The organism is Plantibacter sp. Leaf1 (genome assembly GCF_001421315.1).
In the GTDB taxonomy this organism is placed as follows: domain Bacteria; phylum Actinomycetota; class Actinomycetes; order Actinomycetales; family Microbacteriaceae; genus Plantibacter.
Genome location: NZ_LMJX01000002.1, coordinates 602,355 through 619,323 on the forward strand (window position 1 = coordinate 602,355; position 16,969 = coordinate 619,323).

12 protein-coding genes are annotated in these 16,969 nt (G+C 70.3%); 7 read left to right on the plus strand and 5 right to left on the minus strand.

The features are described from left to right. Nucleotides 1-2 precede the first annotated feature (2 nt). From ASE44_RS05075 to ASE44_RS05090, 4 genes are all read right to left on the minus strand, one after another. The gene (locus ASE44_RS05075; RefSeq protein ID WP_056006641.1) at nt 3-377 is read right to left on the minus strand and encodes a DUF4233 domain-containing protein; all 375 of its coding nucleotides are present in this window, start codon (nt 375-377) and stop codon (nt 3-5) included. Beyond that, nucleotides 374-1,753 carry a folylpolyglutamate synthase/dihydrofolate synthase family protein gene (locus tag ASE44_RS05080; protein WP_056777938.1) on the minus strand — a complete coding sequence of 460 codons (1,380 nt, stop codon included), beginning with the start codon at nt 1,751-1,753 and terminating at the stop codon, nt 374-376. Before ASE44_RS05080 ends, ASE44_RS05075 begins: the two co-directional genes overlap by 4 nt. Further along, nucleotides 1,743-5,111: an isoleucine--tRNA ligase gene (gene ileS / locus ASE44_RS05085; RefSeq protein WP_056777939.1), complete on the minus strand. Its 3,369-nt coding sequence runs from the start codon at nt 5,109-5,111 to the stop codon at nt 1,743-1,745. The genes ASE44_RS05080 and ileS overlap by 11 nt, the downstream gene beginning before the upstream one ends. A gap of 240 nt (nt 5,112-5,351) precedes the next feature. Then, nucleotides 5,352-5,996: a TetR/AcrR family transcriptional regulator gene (locus tag ASE44_RS05090; protein WP_056006648.1), complete on the minus strand. Its 645-nt coding sequence runs from the start codon at nt 5,994-5,996 to the stop codon at nt 5,352-5,354. 155 nt (nt 5,997-6,151) lie between these two features. Between ASE44_RS05090 and ASE44_RS05095 the strand changes: the two genes are divergently transcribed. Genes ASE44_RS05095 through ASE44_RS05110 form a run of 4 tightly spaced genes read left to right on the plus strand, consistent with a single transcriptional unit; the run spans nt 6,152 to nt 11,347 of the window. Beyond that, nucleotides 6,152-7,828 (plus strand): ABC transporter substrate-binding protein, encoded by a 1,677-nt coding sequence (locus tag ASE44_RS05095; RefSeq protein WP_056777942.1) that lies wholly within the window; start codon nt 6,152-6,154, stop codon nt 7,826-7,828. Beyond that, a complete protein-coding gene (locus ASE44_RS05100) occupies nt 7,825-8,802 on the plus strand; it encodes an ABC transporter permease (protein WP_082455820.1) in 978 nt (325 codons plus the stop codon). Before ASE44_RS05095 ends, ASE44_RS05100 begins: the two co-directional genes overlap by 4 nt. Further along, the gene (locus tag ASE44_RS05105) at nt 8,799-9,677 is read left to right on the plus strand and encodes an ABC transporter permease (RefSeq protein WP_056006654.1); all 879 of its coding nucleotides are present in this window, start codon (nt 8,799-8,801) and stop codon (nt 9,675-9,677) included. Before ASE44_RS05100 ends, ASE44_RS05105 begins: the two co-directional genes overlap by 4 nt. Further along, nucleotides 9,674-11,347, plus strand: coding sequence for an ABC transporter ATP-binding protein (locus ASE44_RS05110; protein WP_056777945.1), 1,674 nt, complete (start codon nt 9,674-9,676; stop codon nt 11,345-11,347). Before ASE44_RS05105 ends, ASE44_RS05110 begins: the two co-directional genes overlap by 4 nt. Here ASE44_RS05110 and ASE44_RS05115 read toward each other — a convergent pair. Beyond that, nucleotides 11,327-13,531, minus strand: coding sequence for an acyltransferase family protein (locus ASE44_RS05115; RefSeq protein ID WP_082455822.1), 2,205 nt, complete (start codon nt 13,529-13,531; stop codon nt 11,327-11,329). The two genes, ASE44_RS05110 and ASE44_RS05115, sit on opposite strands and share 21 nt — an antisense overlap. A gap of 132 nt (nt 13,532-13,663) precedes the next feature. Between ASE44_RS05115 and valS the strand changes: the two genes are divergently transcribed. Genes valS through ASE44_RS05130 form a run of 3 tightly spaced genes read left to right on the plus strand, consistent with a single transcriptional unit; the run spans nt 13,664 to nt 16,949 of the window. Beyond that, nucleotides 13,664-16,261 carry a valine--tRNA ligase gene (gene valS, locus ASE44_RS05120; RefSeq protein ID WP_056777949.1) on the plus strand — a complete coding sequence of 866 codons (2,598 nt, stop codon included), beginning with the start codon at nt 13,664-13,666 and terminating at the stop codon, nt 16,259-16,261. Beyond that, complete coding sequence (locus ASE44_RS05125; protein WP_056777952.1) at nt 16,258-16,704, plus strand: GNAT family N-acetyltransferase; 447 nt, start codon at nt 16,258-16,260, stop codon at nt 16,702-16,704. Before valS ends, ASE44_RS05125 begins: the two co-directional genes overlap by 4 nt. Beyond that, nucleotides 16,704-16,949 (plus strand): hypothetical protein, encoded by a 246-nt coding sequence (locus tag ASE44_RS05130; protein ID WP_056777955.1) that lies wholly within the window; start codon nt 16,704-16,706, stop codon nt 16,947-16,949. Before ASE44_RS05125 ends, ASE44_RS05130 begins: the two co-directional genes overlap by 1 nt. The last annotated feature ends 20 nt before the right edge of the window (nt 16,950-16,969 follow it).

The following is a 16,969-nucleotide window of genomic DNA, read 5'->3' on the forward strand; positions in this document are numbered from 1 at the left end:
GGTCAATCCTTCGCTTCTCGGTAGAACGCCTGCTGACGCTCGATCTTGTCGCCTTGGACCATCGCATAGGTCCAGACGGCTGCGGCCATGCCACCGACGAGGAACATCATCGGGACGAGCAGACCGGTAGCCACGATAGCGGCTTGCACCGCCCAGCCCAGCCAATACCCCCAGCGGAATCGCAGGAGCGGGATCGTCGCGACGATGATCAGACACAGCACCGCGCCACCGATCAACGCGACCGGGGCCGGCAGCGCCTTCAGCCCGAAGATGACGAGCGAACCGAGGAACATGACGACCATCTCGAATCCGAGGATGATCGATCCGAGCGTTTGCTTGATGCTCCGCGGACCACGCCGAGCCGACATGCCGCTCATGCCTTCGCCTTCCATTCGCGGTCGTCGGCGACCTCGATCGCCTCACCGACGAGCGTGATGGAGCCGGTGATCACGACGAGCCGGCGAGGCGCCTCATCCGCCCAACGACGGGCGTCCTCCGCGGCCTCGTCGAGGGTGTCGGCGAACGTCGAGGCCGGCAGCTCGAGCGACGCCGCGAGCCGCGAGAGCTCCTCGGCGGGGATCGCGCGCTCCGACTCGGACTGGGTGAAGAAGAACCCGGACGCCGCCGGCGCCAGGGTCGTCAGGATCCCCGCGGCGTCCTTGTCCTGCAGGATGCCGACGACGAAGGCGATCTCGTCGACGTCGAAGTACGTCCCGAGCGCCGCGACGAGTGACGCCGCGCCGTGGGGGTTGTGCGCCGCGTCGACGAGCACGGTGGGATCGGTGCCGACGAGCTGCAGCCGCCCCGGTGAGGCGACCTCCGTGAGCCCTTCGGCGAGGACGTCTTCGGCGATGGCCTGCGTCGCACCGCCGAGGAACGCCTCGACGGCGGCGATCGCGAGCGTGGCGTTCCGTCCCTGATGGTCGCCGTACAAGGGCAGGTAGAGCTCCGGGTAGGTCCCCGCGCGGCCTCGGACGGTGATGAGCTGTCCGCCGACGGCGACGGCGTCCTGCTCCAGGGCGAACTCGTCGCCCTCGAACACGATGGGGTCGGACGCGGCGGCCGCCGCCTCCGTGAGTGCACGTCTCGCGTCCGGGTGCTGCGCGGCCGACACGACCTGAGCGCCGGGCTTGATGATCCCCGCCTTCGTCCGCGCGATCTCGGCGATCGTGGATCCGAGCCGCTGCACGTGGTCGAGGTCGATCGGGGTGAAGACCGCGACCTCGGCGTCTGCCGCGTTCGTCGAGTCCCACGCCCCGCCCATGCCGACTTCGACCACCGCGACGTCGACGGGCGCGTCGCCGAAGCAGGCGAACCCGAGCACCGTCAGCGCCTCGAAGAAGGTCAGCGCCGGCTCCCCGGCCGCCGTGAGTTCGGCGTCGACCATCGCCAGGTAGGGCCGGATGTCGTCCCAGTTCCTCGCGACGGCTTCGTCGGAGATCCGCTCGCCGTCGACCCCGATGCGCTCGGTGAACCGGACGAGGTGCGGACTCGTGAAGAGACCCGTCCGGAGACCGTGGGCGCGGAGGATGCTCTCGATCATGCGTGCCGTGCTCGTCTTGCCGTTCGTGCCCGCGATCTGGATGATCGCGAACGACGACTCGGGGTTGCCGAGCAGCTCGAGCGCTCGCTTGGTGGCGCCGAGTCGGGGCTGCGGCTGGGCCTCTCCGAGACGGTCGAGCAGCTCGCGGTACACGGCGTCCGCCGCGTCCGCGGCCGAGCGGTCGTCAGGCTCGTTCAGTTCATCGGACATGTGCGGTCTCCTCTGCGCGCTCGACGGTGACGGTGAAGGCGCCGGTGTTGCCGAACTTCCCCGCCGCGAAGGTCTGCGAGAAGCCGGACGATGCCGACGACACCACGGTGCCGGCCCACTTCAGCGAGGATGCGAGCGTGTCGCCGGCGAGGTCGACCACGTCGAGCACGCTCCGTACCGCGCGCTCGTCGGCTTCCTCGTCGAACCGGAGTCCGAGGGCGATGCGGTCGCTCACCTGGAGATCGGCGGCCTTCCGGGTGTCCTGGACGGCGCGGATGACGTCGCGGGCGAGACCCTCGGCCTCGAGTTCCGGCGTCAGGGTCGTCTCGAGCAGGGCGAACCCACCCGACGGGAGCAACGCGAGCGCCACCCCACCGGCGGCACCCGAAGACGCCTCCATGACGAGCTCGTACTCGCCCGCGACGAGTTCGATACCACCGGCCGTGACCGTCCCGTCGACCTCGGACCAGTCGCCGCTCCGAGCGCCCTTGATCGCCTGCTGCACCGTCTTCCCGAGCCGAGGCCCGGCTGCCCGGGCGTTGACCGAGAGCCGTGAGGTCACCCCGTACTCGGCGCCGCTGGCGTCGGTCAGTTCGGCGAACACGACCGCCTTGAGGTTGAGCTCCTCGCGGAGGATCGCCTCGAACGGCGCCAGCGACGCCGGGTCGGGCGTCACGACGGTGAGCGACGCGAGCGGCAGCCTGACCCGGAGGCCGGCCTGCTTCCGCAGCGCGAGGGTCACCCCGGAGATCTCGCGGACCCGGTCCATCGCCGCGACCAGGGCGGCGTCCTCGGGGAAGGCCTGTGGTTCCGGCCAGTCCGTGAGGTGGACGCTGCGCTCCCCGGTCAGCCCGGTCCAGATCTGCTCGGAGATCAGGGGCAGCAGTGGCGCGGCGACCCGCGTGAAGGTCTCGAGGACCGTGTACATGGTGTCGAAGGCGTCACGGTCGAGCTCTCCGCCGTCGCTCGCCCAGAACCGGTCGCGCGAACGACGCACGTACCAGTTGGTGAGCACGTCGGCGAAGTCGCGCAGCGAGGCGGCGGCGAGCGTCGCGTCGAACGCCTCGAGGTGGTCGGTGACGGTCACGACGAGTTCACGCGTCTTGGCGAGGATGTACCGGTCCAGCACGTCGCTCGAGTCCGTCCGCCAGACGGCGTCGTACCCGCCGGGCACCGCGGTGTTGGCGTACAGCGAGAAGAAGTACCAGCTGTTCCACAGCGGCAGCATCACCTGACGGACACCCTCGCGAATGCCCTCCTCGGTGACGACCAGGTTGCCGCCGCGGAGGACCGAGCTCGACATGAGGAACCAGCGCATCGCATCGGAACCGTCGCGGTCGAACACCTCGTTGACGTCCGGGTAGTTGCGCAGCGACTTCGACATCTTCTGGCCATCGCTGCCGAGGACGATGCCGTGGCTCACGACGCTCGTGAACGCCGGCCGGTCGAAGAGCGCGGTGGACAGGACGTGGAGGAGGTAGAACCAGCCACGCGTCTGCCCGATGTACTCGACGATGAAGTCGGCGGGGCTGTGCGAATCGAACCACTCGCGGTTCTCGAACGGGTAGTGCACCTGCGCGAACGGCATCGACCCGGAGTCGAACCAGACGTCGAGGACGTCCGTGATGCGACGCATGGTCGAGCGACCGGTCGGGTCGTCGGGGTTCGGCCGGGTGAGCTCGTCGATGTACGGGCGGTGCAGGTCCGTCGGACGGACACCGAAGTCGGCCTCGAGCTCGTCGAGCGAGCCGTAGACGTCGATGCGCGGGTACGCCGGGTCGTCGCTCTTCCACACGGGGATGGGTGATCCCCAGTACCGGTTGCGGCTGATGGACCAGTCGCGCGCACCGGCGAGCCACTTGCCGAACTGCCCGTCCTTGACGTTCTCCGGCACCCAGGTGATCTCCTGGTTGAGCTCCTCCATGCGGTCGCGGAACTCCGGGACGCGGACGAACCAGCTCGACACCGCCTTGTAGATGAGGGGCTGCTTGCACCGCCAGCAGTGCGGGTAGGAGTGCTCGTAGCTCGCCTGCCGCAGGAGGCGTCCCTGCGACTTCAGCAGCTGCGTGAGCGGCTTGTTCGCGTCGAAGACCTGCAGGCCCACGACGTCTGACACCTCGGGGAGGAACTTCCCGCCGTCGTCGACGGAGACGATCACCGGGATGCCCGCAGCCTCGCAGACCTTCTGGTCCTCCTCACCGTAGGCGGGAGCCTGGTGGACGATGCCCGTACCGTCCTCGGTCGACACGTAGTCGGCCACCAGGATGCGCCACGCGTGCTCCATGCCCCACTCGGCGTCGGCGTAGTAGTCCCACAGGCGGTCGTAGGAGACGTCCTCGAGGTCGCGGCCGACGACCGTGCGGGACACGGCGGCCTGCGCGTCTGCCGCAGAGTCGTACCCGAGGTCCTTGGCGTAGTTGCCGAGCAGCGCGGAGGCGATGAGGTACTCCCCTGCGAGCACCTCCGTGTCGGCGTGGGCAGCGCCCTCTTCGCGCAGGACGGTCGCGTCCGGGGTACCGTTCGGGCCGGCCGGGACGACCGCGTACTCGATGTCGGGACCCACGGCGAGCGCCGCGTTCGTGGGCAGGGTCCAGGGGGTCGTCGTCCAGGCCAGCGCTCGGACCGCGGTGAGTCCGAGGCTCTCGGCCTTGGGGCCGACGAGTGGGAAGGTGACGGTGACGGTCTGGTCCTGGCGGGACCGGTAGACGTCGTCGTCCATGCGCAGTTCGTGGTTGGAGAGCGGGGTCTGGTCGCGCCAGCAGTAGGGCAGCACCCGGTAGCCCTCGTAGGCGAGGCCCTTGTCGTGCAGTTGCTTGAACGCCCAGATGACCGACTCCATGTAGGTCACGTCGAGCGTCTTGTAGTCGTGTTCGAAGTCGACCCAGCGCGCCTGGCGCGTCACGTAGTCCTGCCACTCCTCGGTGTACCGGAGCACCGAGTCGCGGGCGACCTGGTTGAACGCGGCGAGACCCATCTCGTCGATCTGGCGCTTGTCGGTGATGCCGAGCTGGCGCTCCGCCTCGAGCTCGGCCGGGAGACCGTGGGTGTCCCAACCGAAGCGGCGGTGCACCTGCTTGCCACGCATCGTCTGGAACCGCGGGAAGAGGTCCTTGGCATAGCCGGTGAGGAGGTGGCCGTAGTGCGGGAGGCCGTTGGCGAAGGGAGGGCCGTCGTAGAACACCCACTCGGGTGCTCCTTCACGCTGGTCGATCGACGCCTGGAAGGTCCCGTCGGCCGCCCACCGTGCGAGCACGCCTTCTTCGATGGCGGGGAAGCTGGGCGACGGTGTGACGCCGAAGGCCGCACCGTTCGAGGCGGACTCGGAAGCGTTCGGTTCCTGGGACTTCGGGTAGCTCATCGTTCTCCTGGCAGGTCTCGTGGGTCCTGCGAGGACGCCGGCTCGCCGACGCGGTACCACCCCGCTTGCCGTCCACGTGTGACGGCCGCTCTGCACCGGCTGTGACGGGCCTGCCCCGCTCGGCTCTACTGGGCGCCCGACTGGCGGTCGCTGTTCTTCCGAGGACTCCCCGGTGATGGCCGGATCGATGTCGTTGCTCCCATGGTACAGCCTGGAGAACCGGTTCGCGGCGGTGCCCGACTAGGAGGTGACGGGGCCGGTGGCCCTGGCCAGCGCACGGCCGAACCCGTCGATGACCGGCGCGATCGCGCTTCGGAGGTAGGCATCGAGCTCGCCGCGGTTCACGCCCGCACCGGCCCAGGCACCGGCCCCTGCGACGACGGCCCCGGCGGTGGCGGCCGCCGCGGCGCGGACCGTCAACTCGTCGACCCCGGGAGCCAGTCGCGCGAGATACACCCGCAGCACGGCCTGGAGTCTGAGCAGCCGCTCGAGCCCCGACGCCTGCAGCTCCCAGGCCGTGTCCATGAGGTCGATCTGGGTGAGGGCCCACGGCACGGCGCCGTTCGGGCGTTCCTCGGCGATGCCGAGCAGGGCGTCCTGCAGTGCGGGCATCGCCTCGTCGGCCGTGGACGCCGGGCCTCCTGCGGCGAGCGCCCGCTCGAGTCCGGCGAGCGCCGCATCGACGTCCACCCAGAGGACGTCGCTCTTGGAGCCGAAGTAGTTGAAGAAGGTGTTGCGGCTGACGCCGGCGCGGCTGGCGATCTGATCGACGGTCGTTCCCGGGTAGCCCTGCTCCAGGAAGAGTTCCGCCGCGGCCTCTTCGAGGATGCGCCGCGACGATCGACGAGGGCGCCCGACGGCGTTCCGTGCCGGTGGTCGTGTCATGTGCGCTCCTTCCGCCGCCTGCGAGCCTAGCCGTCGCGCGAGGGGTCGGCAGGATCACGGGAGCCCGTATGCTGGTTCCGAGACTGCGTCCAATAATTCGTCCGACGTGGTCGCCGGGACCACAGCACCCGGTCGATACGCTTCCTGGAGTCCCTGTGCCTGCATCCCTCTCCCCCGTCCGTCCTCGTCGGGCATCGTCGGGCCGCCGGACGGCGCGTGTCGTCGCGGCGTTCGTCCCCCTCGCGGTCCTGCTCGCAGCGTGTGCTCCCGGCGCACCGTCCGCGTCCAGCACCCCGAAAGCCGGCGGCACGCTGGTCTACGCCAGTGGGGACGCGGAGCCGACCTGCCTCGACCCGCACGTCGGTGGCAACTACCCGCAGGCTCTGCTCAGCGCCCAGGTCCTCGAGCCGCTCGTCTCGCGCGACGCGAAGGGTGCGATCATCCCGTGGCTCGCCGAGTCGTGGACCACCTCGGAGGACGGCCTGACGTGGGAGTTCACCCTCCGCCCGGACGTGACGTTCACCGACGGGACGGCGTTCGACGCCGCAGCGGTCAAGACGAACATCGAACACCTCCAGGACCCGGCGACGAAGTCGTCGACTGGATACCTCGCGGTCGGCAAGGTCGCCTCGGTCGAGGCGGTCGACGCCACGACGGCCCGCTTCACCCTCTCCGCTCCGGACAGCGCCCTGCTCGAATCCCTGTCGCAGCCGTGGACCGCGATGGAGTCGCCCACGGGGATCGCCCGTGGAGAAGCGGCGAACTGCGACGCACCGGTCGGCACCGGACCGTTCGTCGTCGACGAGTGGGTCAAGCAGGACCATGTGTCGCTCGTGCGCAACGAGGACTACGACTCCGCCCCCGGGGACGCCGCCCACGACGGGCCCGCGTATCTCGACGGCATCACCTGGCGGTTCATCCCCGACTCCGCGTCCCGGTTCGCCGCGCTGCAGAGCGGTGACGTCGACATCATCGACAACGCGCAGCCCGACACGATCGCGCAGGCGAAGGACTCGAAGACGATCGTCGACCTGGACGCACCCCGTCCGGGCGCTTCGAACCGCATCGAGCTGAACTCCGGTCAGGCTCCGTTCGACGACCAGCGCGTCCGTGAGGCCTTCGTGCGGTCGACGGATGTGAACGCCGGGATCGAGTCGCTGTTCTTCGGGACGGCGAAGCGTTCCTACTCCCCGCTCTCGAGTGCCGAGACGACCGCGTACGGCGACGAGAGCCTGTTCGGCTACGACGTGGACGCCGCGAACAAGCTGCTCGACGAGGCCGGCTGGACCGAGAAGGACGCGGACGGGGTCCGGACGAAGGACGGGGTCCGCCTCACCGTGCGGTTCCCGGTCAGCACCAACCAGTCGATCCCGGCCGAGCAGTCCTTGTTCGAGCAGATCCAGGCGGGCGCCGGCGACGTCGGGTTCGACGTGCAGCTCGAACTGCTCGACCTCGCGAGCTGGTACGAGGCACTCGGGAGCAACGCGTACGAAGCCGTCAGCGCGCCGTACACGAAGGTGGGCCCGGATGTGCTCCGCGTCCTCTACGACTCGTCAGGCATCGTGCCGGCACCGAGCGGCTACTTCGCGAACCACGCCCAGCTCGACGACCCGGCGCTCGACGACATCCTCAAGCAGGCGAGCGACACGCTCGACCCCGAGGAGCGCGCCTTCCTCTACGAGCAGGCGCAGCAGATCATCCTCGACGGCTACTACATCCTCCCGCTCTACGACCAGCAGAACCACTTCCTGCTGAGCACCTCCCTGCAGGGCGTGCGCGCTCTGCCGACGGTGTCGACGCCGGTCTTCGGGGACGCCTGGCTCGTGGAGTGACGGTCATCCACCGCGAGGGACGCGACCTCCGCCGCCTGGCCGCGCGGATCGGGGCGCGACTGGCCGGCGCGGTGTTCGTGCTCTGGGCGGTCGCGACGGTCACGTTCTTCGCGGTCCGACTGATCCCGGGCGACCCGGCGCAGGCCTATCTCGGCGGCCCGGGCTCACAAGCGTCCGCGGAAGCGCTCGAACGGGTTCGCGAACAGTACGGCTTGGACCAGCCGCTCCTCGTCCAGTACCTCGCGCAACTGGTCCGACTGGTCCAGGGGGATCTCGGCGAGTCGGCGTCCCTCCGCACGCCGGTGGCTCAAGTGCTCGCCGAACAGCTCGGCGGCACCCTGGTGCTCGCGACGGCGTCGCTCGCCGTCGCCTGGCTTCTGGCGCTCGGCCTCGCGGTCTGGTCGACCCGTGGCGGACGGGTCTCCGCAGCGCTCGGATCGGCCGTCGAACTCGTGGCGGCGTCGCTCCCCCAGTTCTGGCTGGCGACCGTCCTCATCACGCTCTTCAGCACCTGGCTCGGATGGCTCCCTCCGGTGAGTACGGGTGATGCGGTCGGTCTCATCCTCCCGGTGCTGACCCTGGCCATCCCGGTCGCCGGGTTCCTGGCCCAGGTGATGCGGGAACCGTTGCTCGACGCGGGGAGCGCGCCGTTCGCCGTCTCCGCGGCCGCGCGTGGTGAATCGACGACCGGCCTGCTGCTCAGACACGGCCTGCGTCATGCCGCCGTGCCCGCGGTGAACCTGTCGGGATGGGCCTTCGGGTACCTCATCAGCGGTGCGGTGGTGGTGGAGACCATCTTCGCCCGGCCCGGTCTCGGACGGACACTGCTCCAAGCGGTGACCGTGCGCGACGTCCCGGTGGTCACCGGCGTGGTGTTGAGCTCGGCGGTGGCCTACGTCGTCGTCATGTTCCTCGCGGACCTCGCGGCGGAACTGCTCGACCCACGCGACCGGATCCGGCGGTCCGGTTCATGAGCGGGCTCGCGATCACCCCGACATCCGGACGCCCCGACGCCCGGGTCCGCGGCGGACGGCGCCGGTCGTCGGGATTCGGCGCTCCCGAGATCATCGCGGCCGTCGTGGTGCTGTTCCTGCTCGGCTGTGCGCTCGCCCCCCAGCTGTTCGCGACAGCGTCACCGACGGCGGTCGACCCGCGGGCCGCGTTCTCGCCGCCGTCCCTCACCCATTGGTTCGGCACGGACGAGTCCGGCCGCGACGTCTGGAGCCGGGTCGTGCACGGTGCGGGGACCTCGCTGCTCATCGGCGTCGCCGCGACGGCCATCGGACTGATCCTCGGAGCGGTCCTCGCGACGATCGCCGCAGTCGGCGGCCGGATCGCGGACTTCGCCGTGGGACGCGTCCTCGAGGTGCTCTTCGCGTTCCCCGGCCTGTTGCTCGCGCTCCTCGTGATCGTCATCGCGGGGCCCGGTCCCGTCACGGCGACGATCGCGGTCGGCCTGTCGACGGCGCCGGGCTACGCGCGCCTCATCCGCGGTCAACTGCTCCAGGTCCGCTCCTCCGACTTCGTCGAGGCCGCGCGAGTGCTCGGGCACGGGCCGGCCCGGATCCTGTTCCGACACATCCTCCCGAACGCCGTCGCCCCGCTGTTCGTCCTCGCGACCCTTGGCATCGGACAGGCGGTCGTCTGGGCGTCCGCCCTGAGCTACCTCGGGCTCGGGGCGCAACCACCCGCGCCGGAGTGGGGTGCCATGCTCGCCGCAGCACGCACCTACCTCGCGACGGCGTGGTGGCTCACGGCGTTCCCCGGTCTGATGATCGTCTCGACCGCCCTGTCCACCACGGTCCTCGGACGGGGTCTCCAGCGCCGATCACGGGAGGACGGCCGATGAGCGACTCCACTCCCCTGCTCCAGGTGGAAGCGCTGACGGTCGGATTCGGCGGCGGCGACGCTGTCGTCTCCGACGTCTCCTTCCAGGTCGAGCGCGGCACCTGCGTCGCGATCGTCGGCGAGTCGGGCTCCGGCAAGAGCGTGACCGCCAGATCGCTCCTGGGCCTCGCCGGCGCATCGGCGCGGGTGACGGCCACTCGACTCGACTTCCACGGCACCGACCTCCGCGGACTCGGAGCATCTGCCTGGCGACGCCTGCGCGGGCGTCGCATCGGACTCGTCCTCCAGGACGCCCTCGTGTCGCTCGACCCCCTGCGACCGATCGGGCGCGAGATCGACGACGCACTCCGACTCGGTACCGACCTCGACCGGACCGCCCGCACCCGGCGGGTGCTCGAACTCCTCGACTCCGTCGGCATGCCCGACCCGGCTTCCCGCATCGGCCAACGTTCCGGTGAACTCTCCGGCGGACTCCGCCAGCGCGCGCTCATCGCTTCTGCGATCGCACTGGACCCCGACCTCCTCATCGCCGACGAACCGACGACTGCCCTCGACGTCACCGTCCAAGCACGTGTCATCGGCCTCCTCGACGACGTCAAGCGGCGCGGCGCGGGCCTCCTCCTGATCAGCCACGACCTCGCCGTCGTCTCGTCGATCGCCGACCACCTCGTCGTGATGCAGCACGGTGTCGTCGTCGAGCAGGGGCCGGCCGAGCAGGTGCTGACCAGGCCGACACACCCGTACACCCGAGCCCTCATCGCCGCGGTCCCCACCGACCGCGCTCGAGGGACGCGCCTGAGCGCAGACCCGGCGGTCGACGCGGCACCGGTGGCCGAACAGCCGCCGATGGGCACCCGTCCGACGACGCAGGCCCGATCGGACGCACCCGCGCTGGAGTTCCGATCCGTCACCCGGAGCTTCGAGCGTGGCCGCGGCGCCTCGGCGATCCTGGCGGTCGACGACGTCTCGCTCCGCCTGGAAGCGGGGACGACCCTGGGCGTGGTCGGCGAGTCCGGTTCGGGCAAGACCACGCTCGCCCGCATCGCACTCGGCCTCACCGCGCCGCAGTCGGGAACCGTGCTCCTGGAGGGCGAACCGTGGTCGGAGCTCCCCGAGCGAGCGCGTCGTCCACGACGAAATCGTCTGGGCTGGGTCTCGCAGGATCCGTTGAGCTCGTTCGATCCACGCTGGCGCGTCGACGCCATCCTCGCCGACGCCGTTCGTGGGCGGCAAGCCGCACCTCGCGACATCACCCGTCTCCTCGCGGACGTCGGCCTCGATCCCTCGCTGGCTCGCGCGCGCCCGCGGACACTCTCCGGCGGGCAGCGACAACGGGTGGCGATCGCGCGGGCACTCGCGCGCCGACCGTCGACGCTCATCCTCGACGAACCCGTCTCCGCGCTCGACGTCACCGTCCAGGCCAGGATCCTGGACCTCCTCGACGAGCTGCAGCGACGCCACGGCCTGAGCTACCTCTTGATCTCCCACGACCTCGGCGTCATCCGACACATGAGCGACCGGGTCGCCGTGATGCAGCACGGGCGGGTGGTCGAGCATGGCGACGCCAAGCAGGTGTTCACCGCCCCGGCCCACCCCTACACCGCCCGACTCGCAGCCGACGCTCCGCGCCTCATCGCGCCCGGTGCGGCGTCAGGGCGCGACGCCGTCTGACTCCGGCGTCGGGATCCGGTCCAGCACCGCCTGGACGACGGGCGCGAGGGTCTCGGCGTACACCCAGCTCAGGTGGTGATGGTCGCGGTACGCGAGGACACCGCCGATCACCGGTGAGCACCGATCGGACGAGCACAGGGCGTCCGAGAGGTCGACGGGGCGGACCCGTGGGTCGGTGCTCGCGAGGGCGGCCTCATACTGCGGATCCTCCGTGAGCGCGTCGCTCCGGTCCCGGGCGCACCCGTCCTCCGGATCAGCGTCGTCGCGGACGCACTTCAGCACGTCGTCCGACATCGTCGGGGTGTCGCGCAGGACGACGATCTGCTCGATCGTCGCTGGCACGAGCGCCCAGCGCTCCGCATAGGCTTCCGCAGCCACCTCCCGCCAGTCGCGGTCCCCCTCGGCGACGACCGGGTTCCGGGCTCGCGCCGAGACGACGAGCGTGTCGATCTCCGGTTCGTCCTGCAGCAGCTCGAGGGCGTTGCGGTTCCAGCTCAGGCACCCGGCGCGCATCTCGGCGAGCACCGCCGCGCTCGTCCCGGGCTCCGTGCGCTCGGCGTCGCTGAACGGGCAGGAGCTCTTCGCCGCGACGAGGAGCCGCCACCCGTTCGTCTCGGCAGCAGTCGCGAACGCCGGCAACCACTGCTCGGCGTGCGAGTCGCCGATGAGCGCCACCGTCCTCGTCGCCCGCTCCGCGGTGGCGCCGTAAGCGCAGACCTCGAACGCTGCAGCTCGGATGTCGGTGATGCAGCGGTCCGGCGGCAGGTCGGCGAGCGACGCCTCAGGAATGACGACCCCGCGGGTCTCGTCCCCGGGCGACGCGGAGGAACCGTCGCGCGAGGTCCCACCTCCAGAGCCCTCCGTGCGGTCCGAAGACGCTCCGGCATCCCGCGGACACACTGCAGCATCGACGAGCGCCGCGGCACCGAGGCAGTTCGACGGGGTCGCGACCAGGGTCTCGATGCGCTGCTGTTCGGCGGCGATGCGCGCCTCGGCACCGGGGAGCACCCCGATCGAAGCGATCAACAGGACGCTCATCGCGAGGGCTGTCGCGCCGATGACCCGTCGTGGCCGCCAACCGGCGATCCGCCCAAACCGGATCGGGCGCTCCACGAACCGCGTCGTCACCTCCGCGAGGGCGCCCGTGATGAGGAGCAGGACGATCTGCTCGGGGATGGAGGCCGACCGAGCGAGCACGATCCCGCCGAACACGATGAGGGGCCAGTGCCACAGGTAGACGGCGTAGGAGCGGTCGCCGAGCCACTGGATCGGCGCCCGGGCGAGCAGCGCGGTCGGCGACCACCGGACGTCAGGTGCCCAGGCCGCGATCACGGCGATCGTCCCGCCCACCGGCAGCGCCGCGGTCAACGCAGGGAAGGGCGTCTCCCCCGAATACCAGACCGCGGCCGCCCCGATCGCGGCGAACCCGAGCCAGGCGATGACCGTTCGTGCACCCGCCCGCAGCGCCAAGCCGCGCCGGGCCCCCTCGGCCGCCAGGATCGCCGTCAGTCCCCCGGCGGCGAACTCCCAGGCCCTCGTCGTCGTGGCGAAGTAGGCCGGAGACGGGTCCTGCGCGGTGAAGACGACCGACCAGGCGGCCGACGCGATGCAGACGAGTCCGATCGCGATCGCGACGCCCCGACGCCGCGCCGTCGTCTCAGCCGCGCGTCGGGCGAACCGGACGGCGAGCCAGCCGGCGACGAGGACCAGGATCGGCCAGACGAGGTAGAACTGCTCCTCGACCGACAGCGACCAGAAGTGCTGCACCGGCGACGGAGCGTCCTCCGCCGCGAGGTAGTCGATCGCGGATCCGGCGAGCGCCCAGTTCTCGATGTACAGGCCCGACCACGCGATCTCGCGCAGGAACCGGGGCAGGTCCCCGAGAGGCGCGAGGTACCAGCTTGCGACGAGGGTCGCGGTGAGGACGGTGAGCGCGGCGGGGAGCAGCCGTCGTGCGCGCCGCGCCCAGAACCGCCCGAGTCGGACCGAACCGGATCGCTCGACCTCGGCGAGGAGGTGCGCCGTGATGAGGAACCCGGAGATCACGAAGAACACGTCGACGCCGACGAACCCGCCCGGCACGAGCCCCGGCCAGAGATGGAACACCACGACGAGCGAGACCGCCACGGCACGAAGGCCTTGGAGGTCGGCTCTCACGGGGCCGGAGGCGGCTCTGGTCGACACGGTCCGATGCTATCGGCCGAGGATGACGGTCTGCGGTCCGGCGTCCTCCCGTCCCCCTGCGATAGCATGGGATGTTCCCATACACTCAGGCACGCAGACACGGTGCCGCACATATCAGCAGGAGATCCCCTCATGACCGCTGCCAGCATCCCGGACAAGCCGGCCCTCGAAGGTCTCGAGCAGAAGTGGGGCTCCTCCTGGGAGTCCGCGGGGACGTACCGGTTCCAGCGCGAAGGCGCGACGCGCGAGTGCATCTACTCGATCGACACCCCGCCGCCGACCGCCTCCGGGTCGCTGCACATCGGGCACGTGTTCAGCTACACCCACACCGACATCGTCGCCCGCTACCAGCGGATGACGGGCAAGCGCGTCTTCTACCCGATGGGCTGGGACGACAACGGTCTCCCGACCGAGCGGCGTGTCCAGAACTACTACGGCGTGCGGTGCGACCCGACGCTCCCCTACGACGCGGACTTCACGCCGCCGTTCGAGGGCGGCGACAACAAGAGCACGAAGGCCGCCGACCAGATCCCGATCTCCCGCCGCAACTTCATCGAGCTCTGCGAACGCCTCACCGTCGAGGACGAGCAGCAGTTCGAGGCCGTCTGGCGTGCGCTCGGCCTCTCGGTGGACTGGACGCAGAGCTACCGGACGATCGGCGACGAGTCGATCACCGCCAGCCAGCTCGCGTTCCTCCGGAACCTCGAGCGGGGCGAGGCCTACCAGGCCATGGCGCCCACGCTCTGGGACATCACCTTCCGCACGGCCGTGGCCCAGGCCGAGCTCGAGGACAAGGAGCAGCCGGGCACCTACCGCCGGCTGTCCTTCCACCGTCCCGACGGTGGCACGATCGAGATCGAGACCACCCGTCCCGAACTCCTCCCCGCGTGCGTCGCCCTCGTGGCCCACCCCGACGACGAGCGCTTCAAGCCGCTGTTCGGCACCACGGTGACGACCCCCGTCTTCGGGGTCGAGGTGCCCGTGCTCGCACACCACCTCGCTCAGCCCGACAAGGGCGCTGGCATCGCGATGGTCTGCACCTTCGGTGACATCACCGACATCGTCTGGTGGCGCGAACTCGACCTCCCGAACCGCGCGATCCTCGGCTTCGACGGTCGGATCATCTCCGAGGCGCCCGAGGCCATCACCACCGAGGCGGGCCGCGACGCCTACGCGCAACTCGCCGGCAAGACGGTCTTCAGCGCCAAGCAGGCCGTCGTCGACCTCCTGGCGGCGTCCGGCGACCTCATCGGCGAGCCGAAGCAGATCACCCACCCCGTCAAGTTCTTCGAGAAGGGCGACAAGCCGCTCGAGATCGTCTCGACCCGCCAGTGGTACATCCGCAACGGCGCGCGCGACGAACAGCTCCGCAGCCGACTGCTCGAACTCGGTGCCGAGCTCGAATGGCACCCCGAGTTCATGCGGGTCCGTTACGAGAACTGGGTCGGTGGCCTGTCGGGCGACTGGCTGATCTCCCGGCAGCGGTTCTTCGGCGTGCCGATCCCGCTCTGGTACCCCCTCGACGGCGACGGCAACCCGGTCTACGACCAGCCGATCGCGCCGGACCACGCGTCCCTGCCGGTCGACCCGTCGAGCGACGCGGCCCCGGGCTACGACGAGTCCCAGCGCGGCGTCCCCGGCGGTTTCATGGGCGAGGTGGACGTCATGGACACCTGGGCGACGTCGAGCCTCACGCCACAGCTCGCCGGCGGCTGGGAGCGCGACCCCGAGCTCTGGAACCTGGTGTTCCCCTACTCGCTGCGCCCGCAGGGCCAGGACATCATCCGCACCTGGCTGTTCTCCACCATGCTCCGCAGCGTCCTCGAGTACGACCGGAAGCCGTGGGAGCACGCGTCCGTGTCCGGCTTCATCGTCGACCCCGACCGCAAGAAGATGTCGAAGTCGAAGGGCAACGTCGTCACCCCGGCGGCGATGCTCGAACAGCACGGTTCGGACGCCGTCCGGTACTGGGCGGCCTCGAGCCGTCTCGGCACCGACGCGGCCTTCGACCCGCAGAACCCGACGCAGATCAAGATCGGCCGACGCCTGGCCATCAAGGTGCTCAACGCTTCGAAGTTCATCCTCGGCTTCACCGGACGCGAGGACGCCCCCGTGACGGAGGCCGTCGACCTCGCGATGCTCAGCGTCCTCCGCAAGGCCGTCGTGGACGCGAGCACCGCCCTCGCCGGGTACGACCACGCACGAGCCCTCGAGCTCACGGAGGCGTTCTTCTGGACCTTCTGCGACGACTACCTGGAGCTCGTGAAGGAACGCGCGTACGGCGAGGAAAGCCCCGAGCAGGCGTCGGCGGTGGCCGCGCTGCGGATCGCGCTGTCGACCCTGCTCCGCCTGTTCGCCCCGTTCATCCCCTTCGCCGCGGAGGAAGCCTGGTCGTGGTCACACGACGGCTCGGTCCACCTCGCCGACTGGCCGTCGGACGACGAGTTCGCCGGCCTCGCCGCGGGCGAACCGCAGGTGCTGGCGCTCGCGAGCGAGGCCCTCACGGGCATCCGTCGGGCGAAGACCGACGCGAAGGCTTCCCAGAAGACCCCGGTCGACTCCGCGGTCATCGCCGGCCCGGCAGCCTCGGTGGAGCTCCTCGCCCAGGTCGCGGACGACCTTCGCGCCGTCGGACGCATCGCCGTCCTCGAGTTCCGCACCGCGGACGCCCTCTCGGTGGCGGACATCGTCTTCGCACCGGCCGCCGAGGGCACGGAGGCCGGCGCATGAGCATCGTGATCCGGCCCGTCGTCGAGAGCGACCTGTTCGCCTGGCACGCGCTGTACTCCGGGTACGGCGAGTTCTACGACAATCCACTCACCGACGAGAAGGCCGTTCTCGTGTGGGGCTGGCTGAGCGACTCCAACCACGCGTTGACGGCGCTCGTCGCAGAGGATGACCACGGGGCCCTGGTCGGCCTCGCGCACTACCGGGTGTTCCCGCGCGCCCTCGCCGGCGGTACCGGCCTGTACCTCGACGACCTCTTCGTCGCCGAGGAGGCACGCACGGCCGGTGTCGGAACGTCGCTGATCGAGCGCGTCCGTGAGATCGCGAAGGCCGACGGACACAGCGTCGTCCGGTGGATCACCGCCGCGGACAACGAGCGCGCGCAAGCCGTCTACGACAAGCTCGCCACCCGCACGAGCTGGGTCACCTACGACCTGGAGCCGTGATGCAACTCGGAACCCGGTGGTCGGTCGGAGCGGCCGCGCCCGAGGCGGTGCCGCCGGCCGTCCGTGTCGCCATCGCCAGCGAGGAGCAGATCCTTCGCGACCAGCAGGTGGACACCACCGCCTGGCGATGGACCCTGACCTGGCTCGAACGCCGACCGGTGGTCGAACTCGACGACGGCACCACCATCCGTCAGCACGCCGACGGCTCCATCAGCCTGACCCGCCCGGATCCGGACGACGACTGAGTCGTCTCCCGGGCATGCTG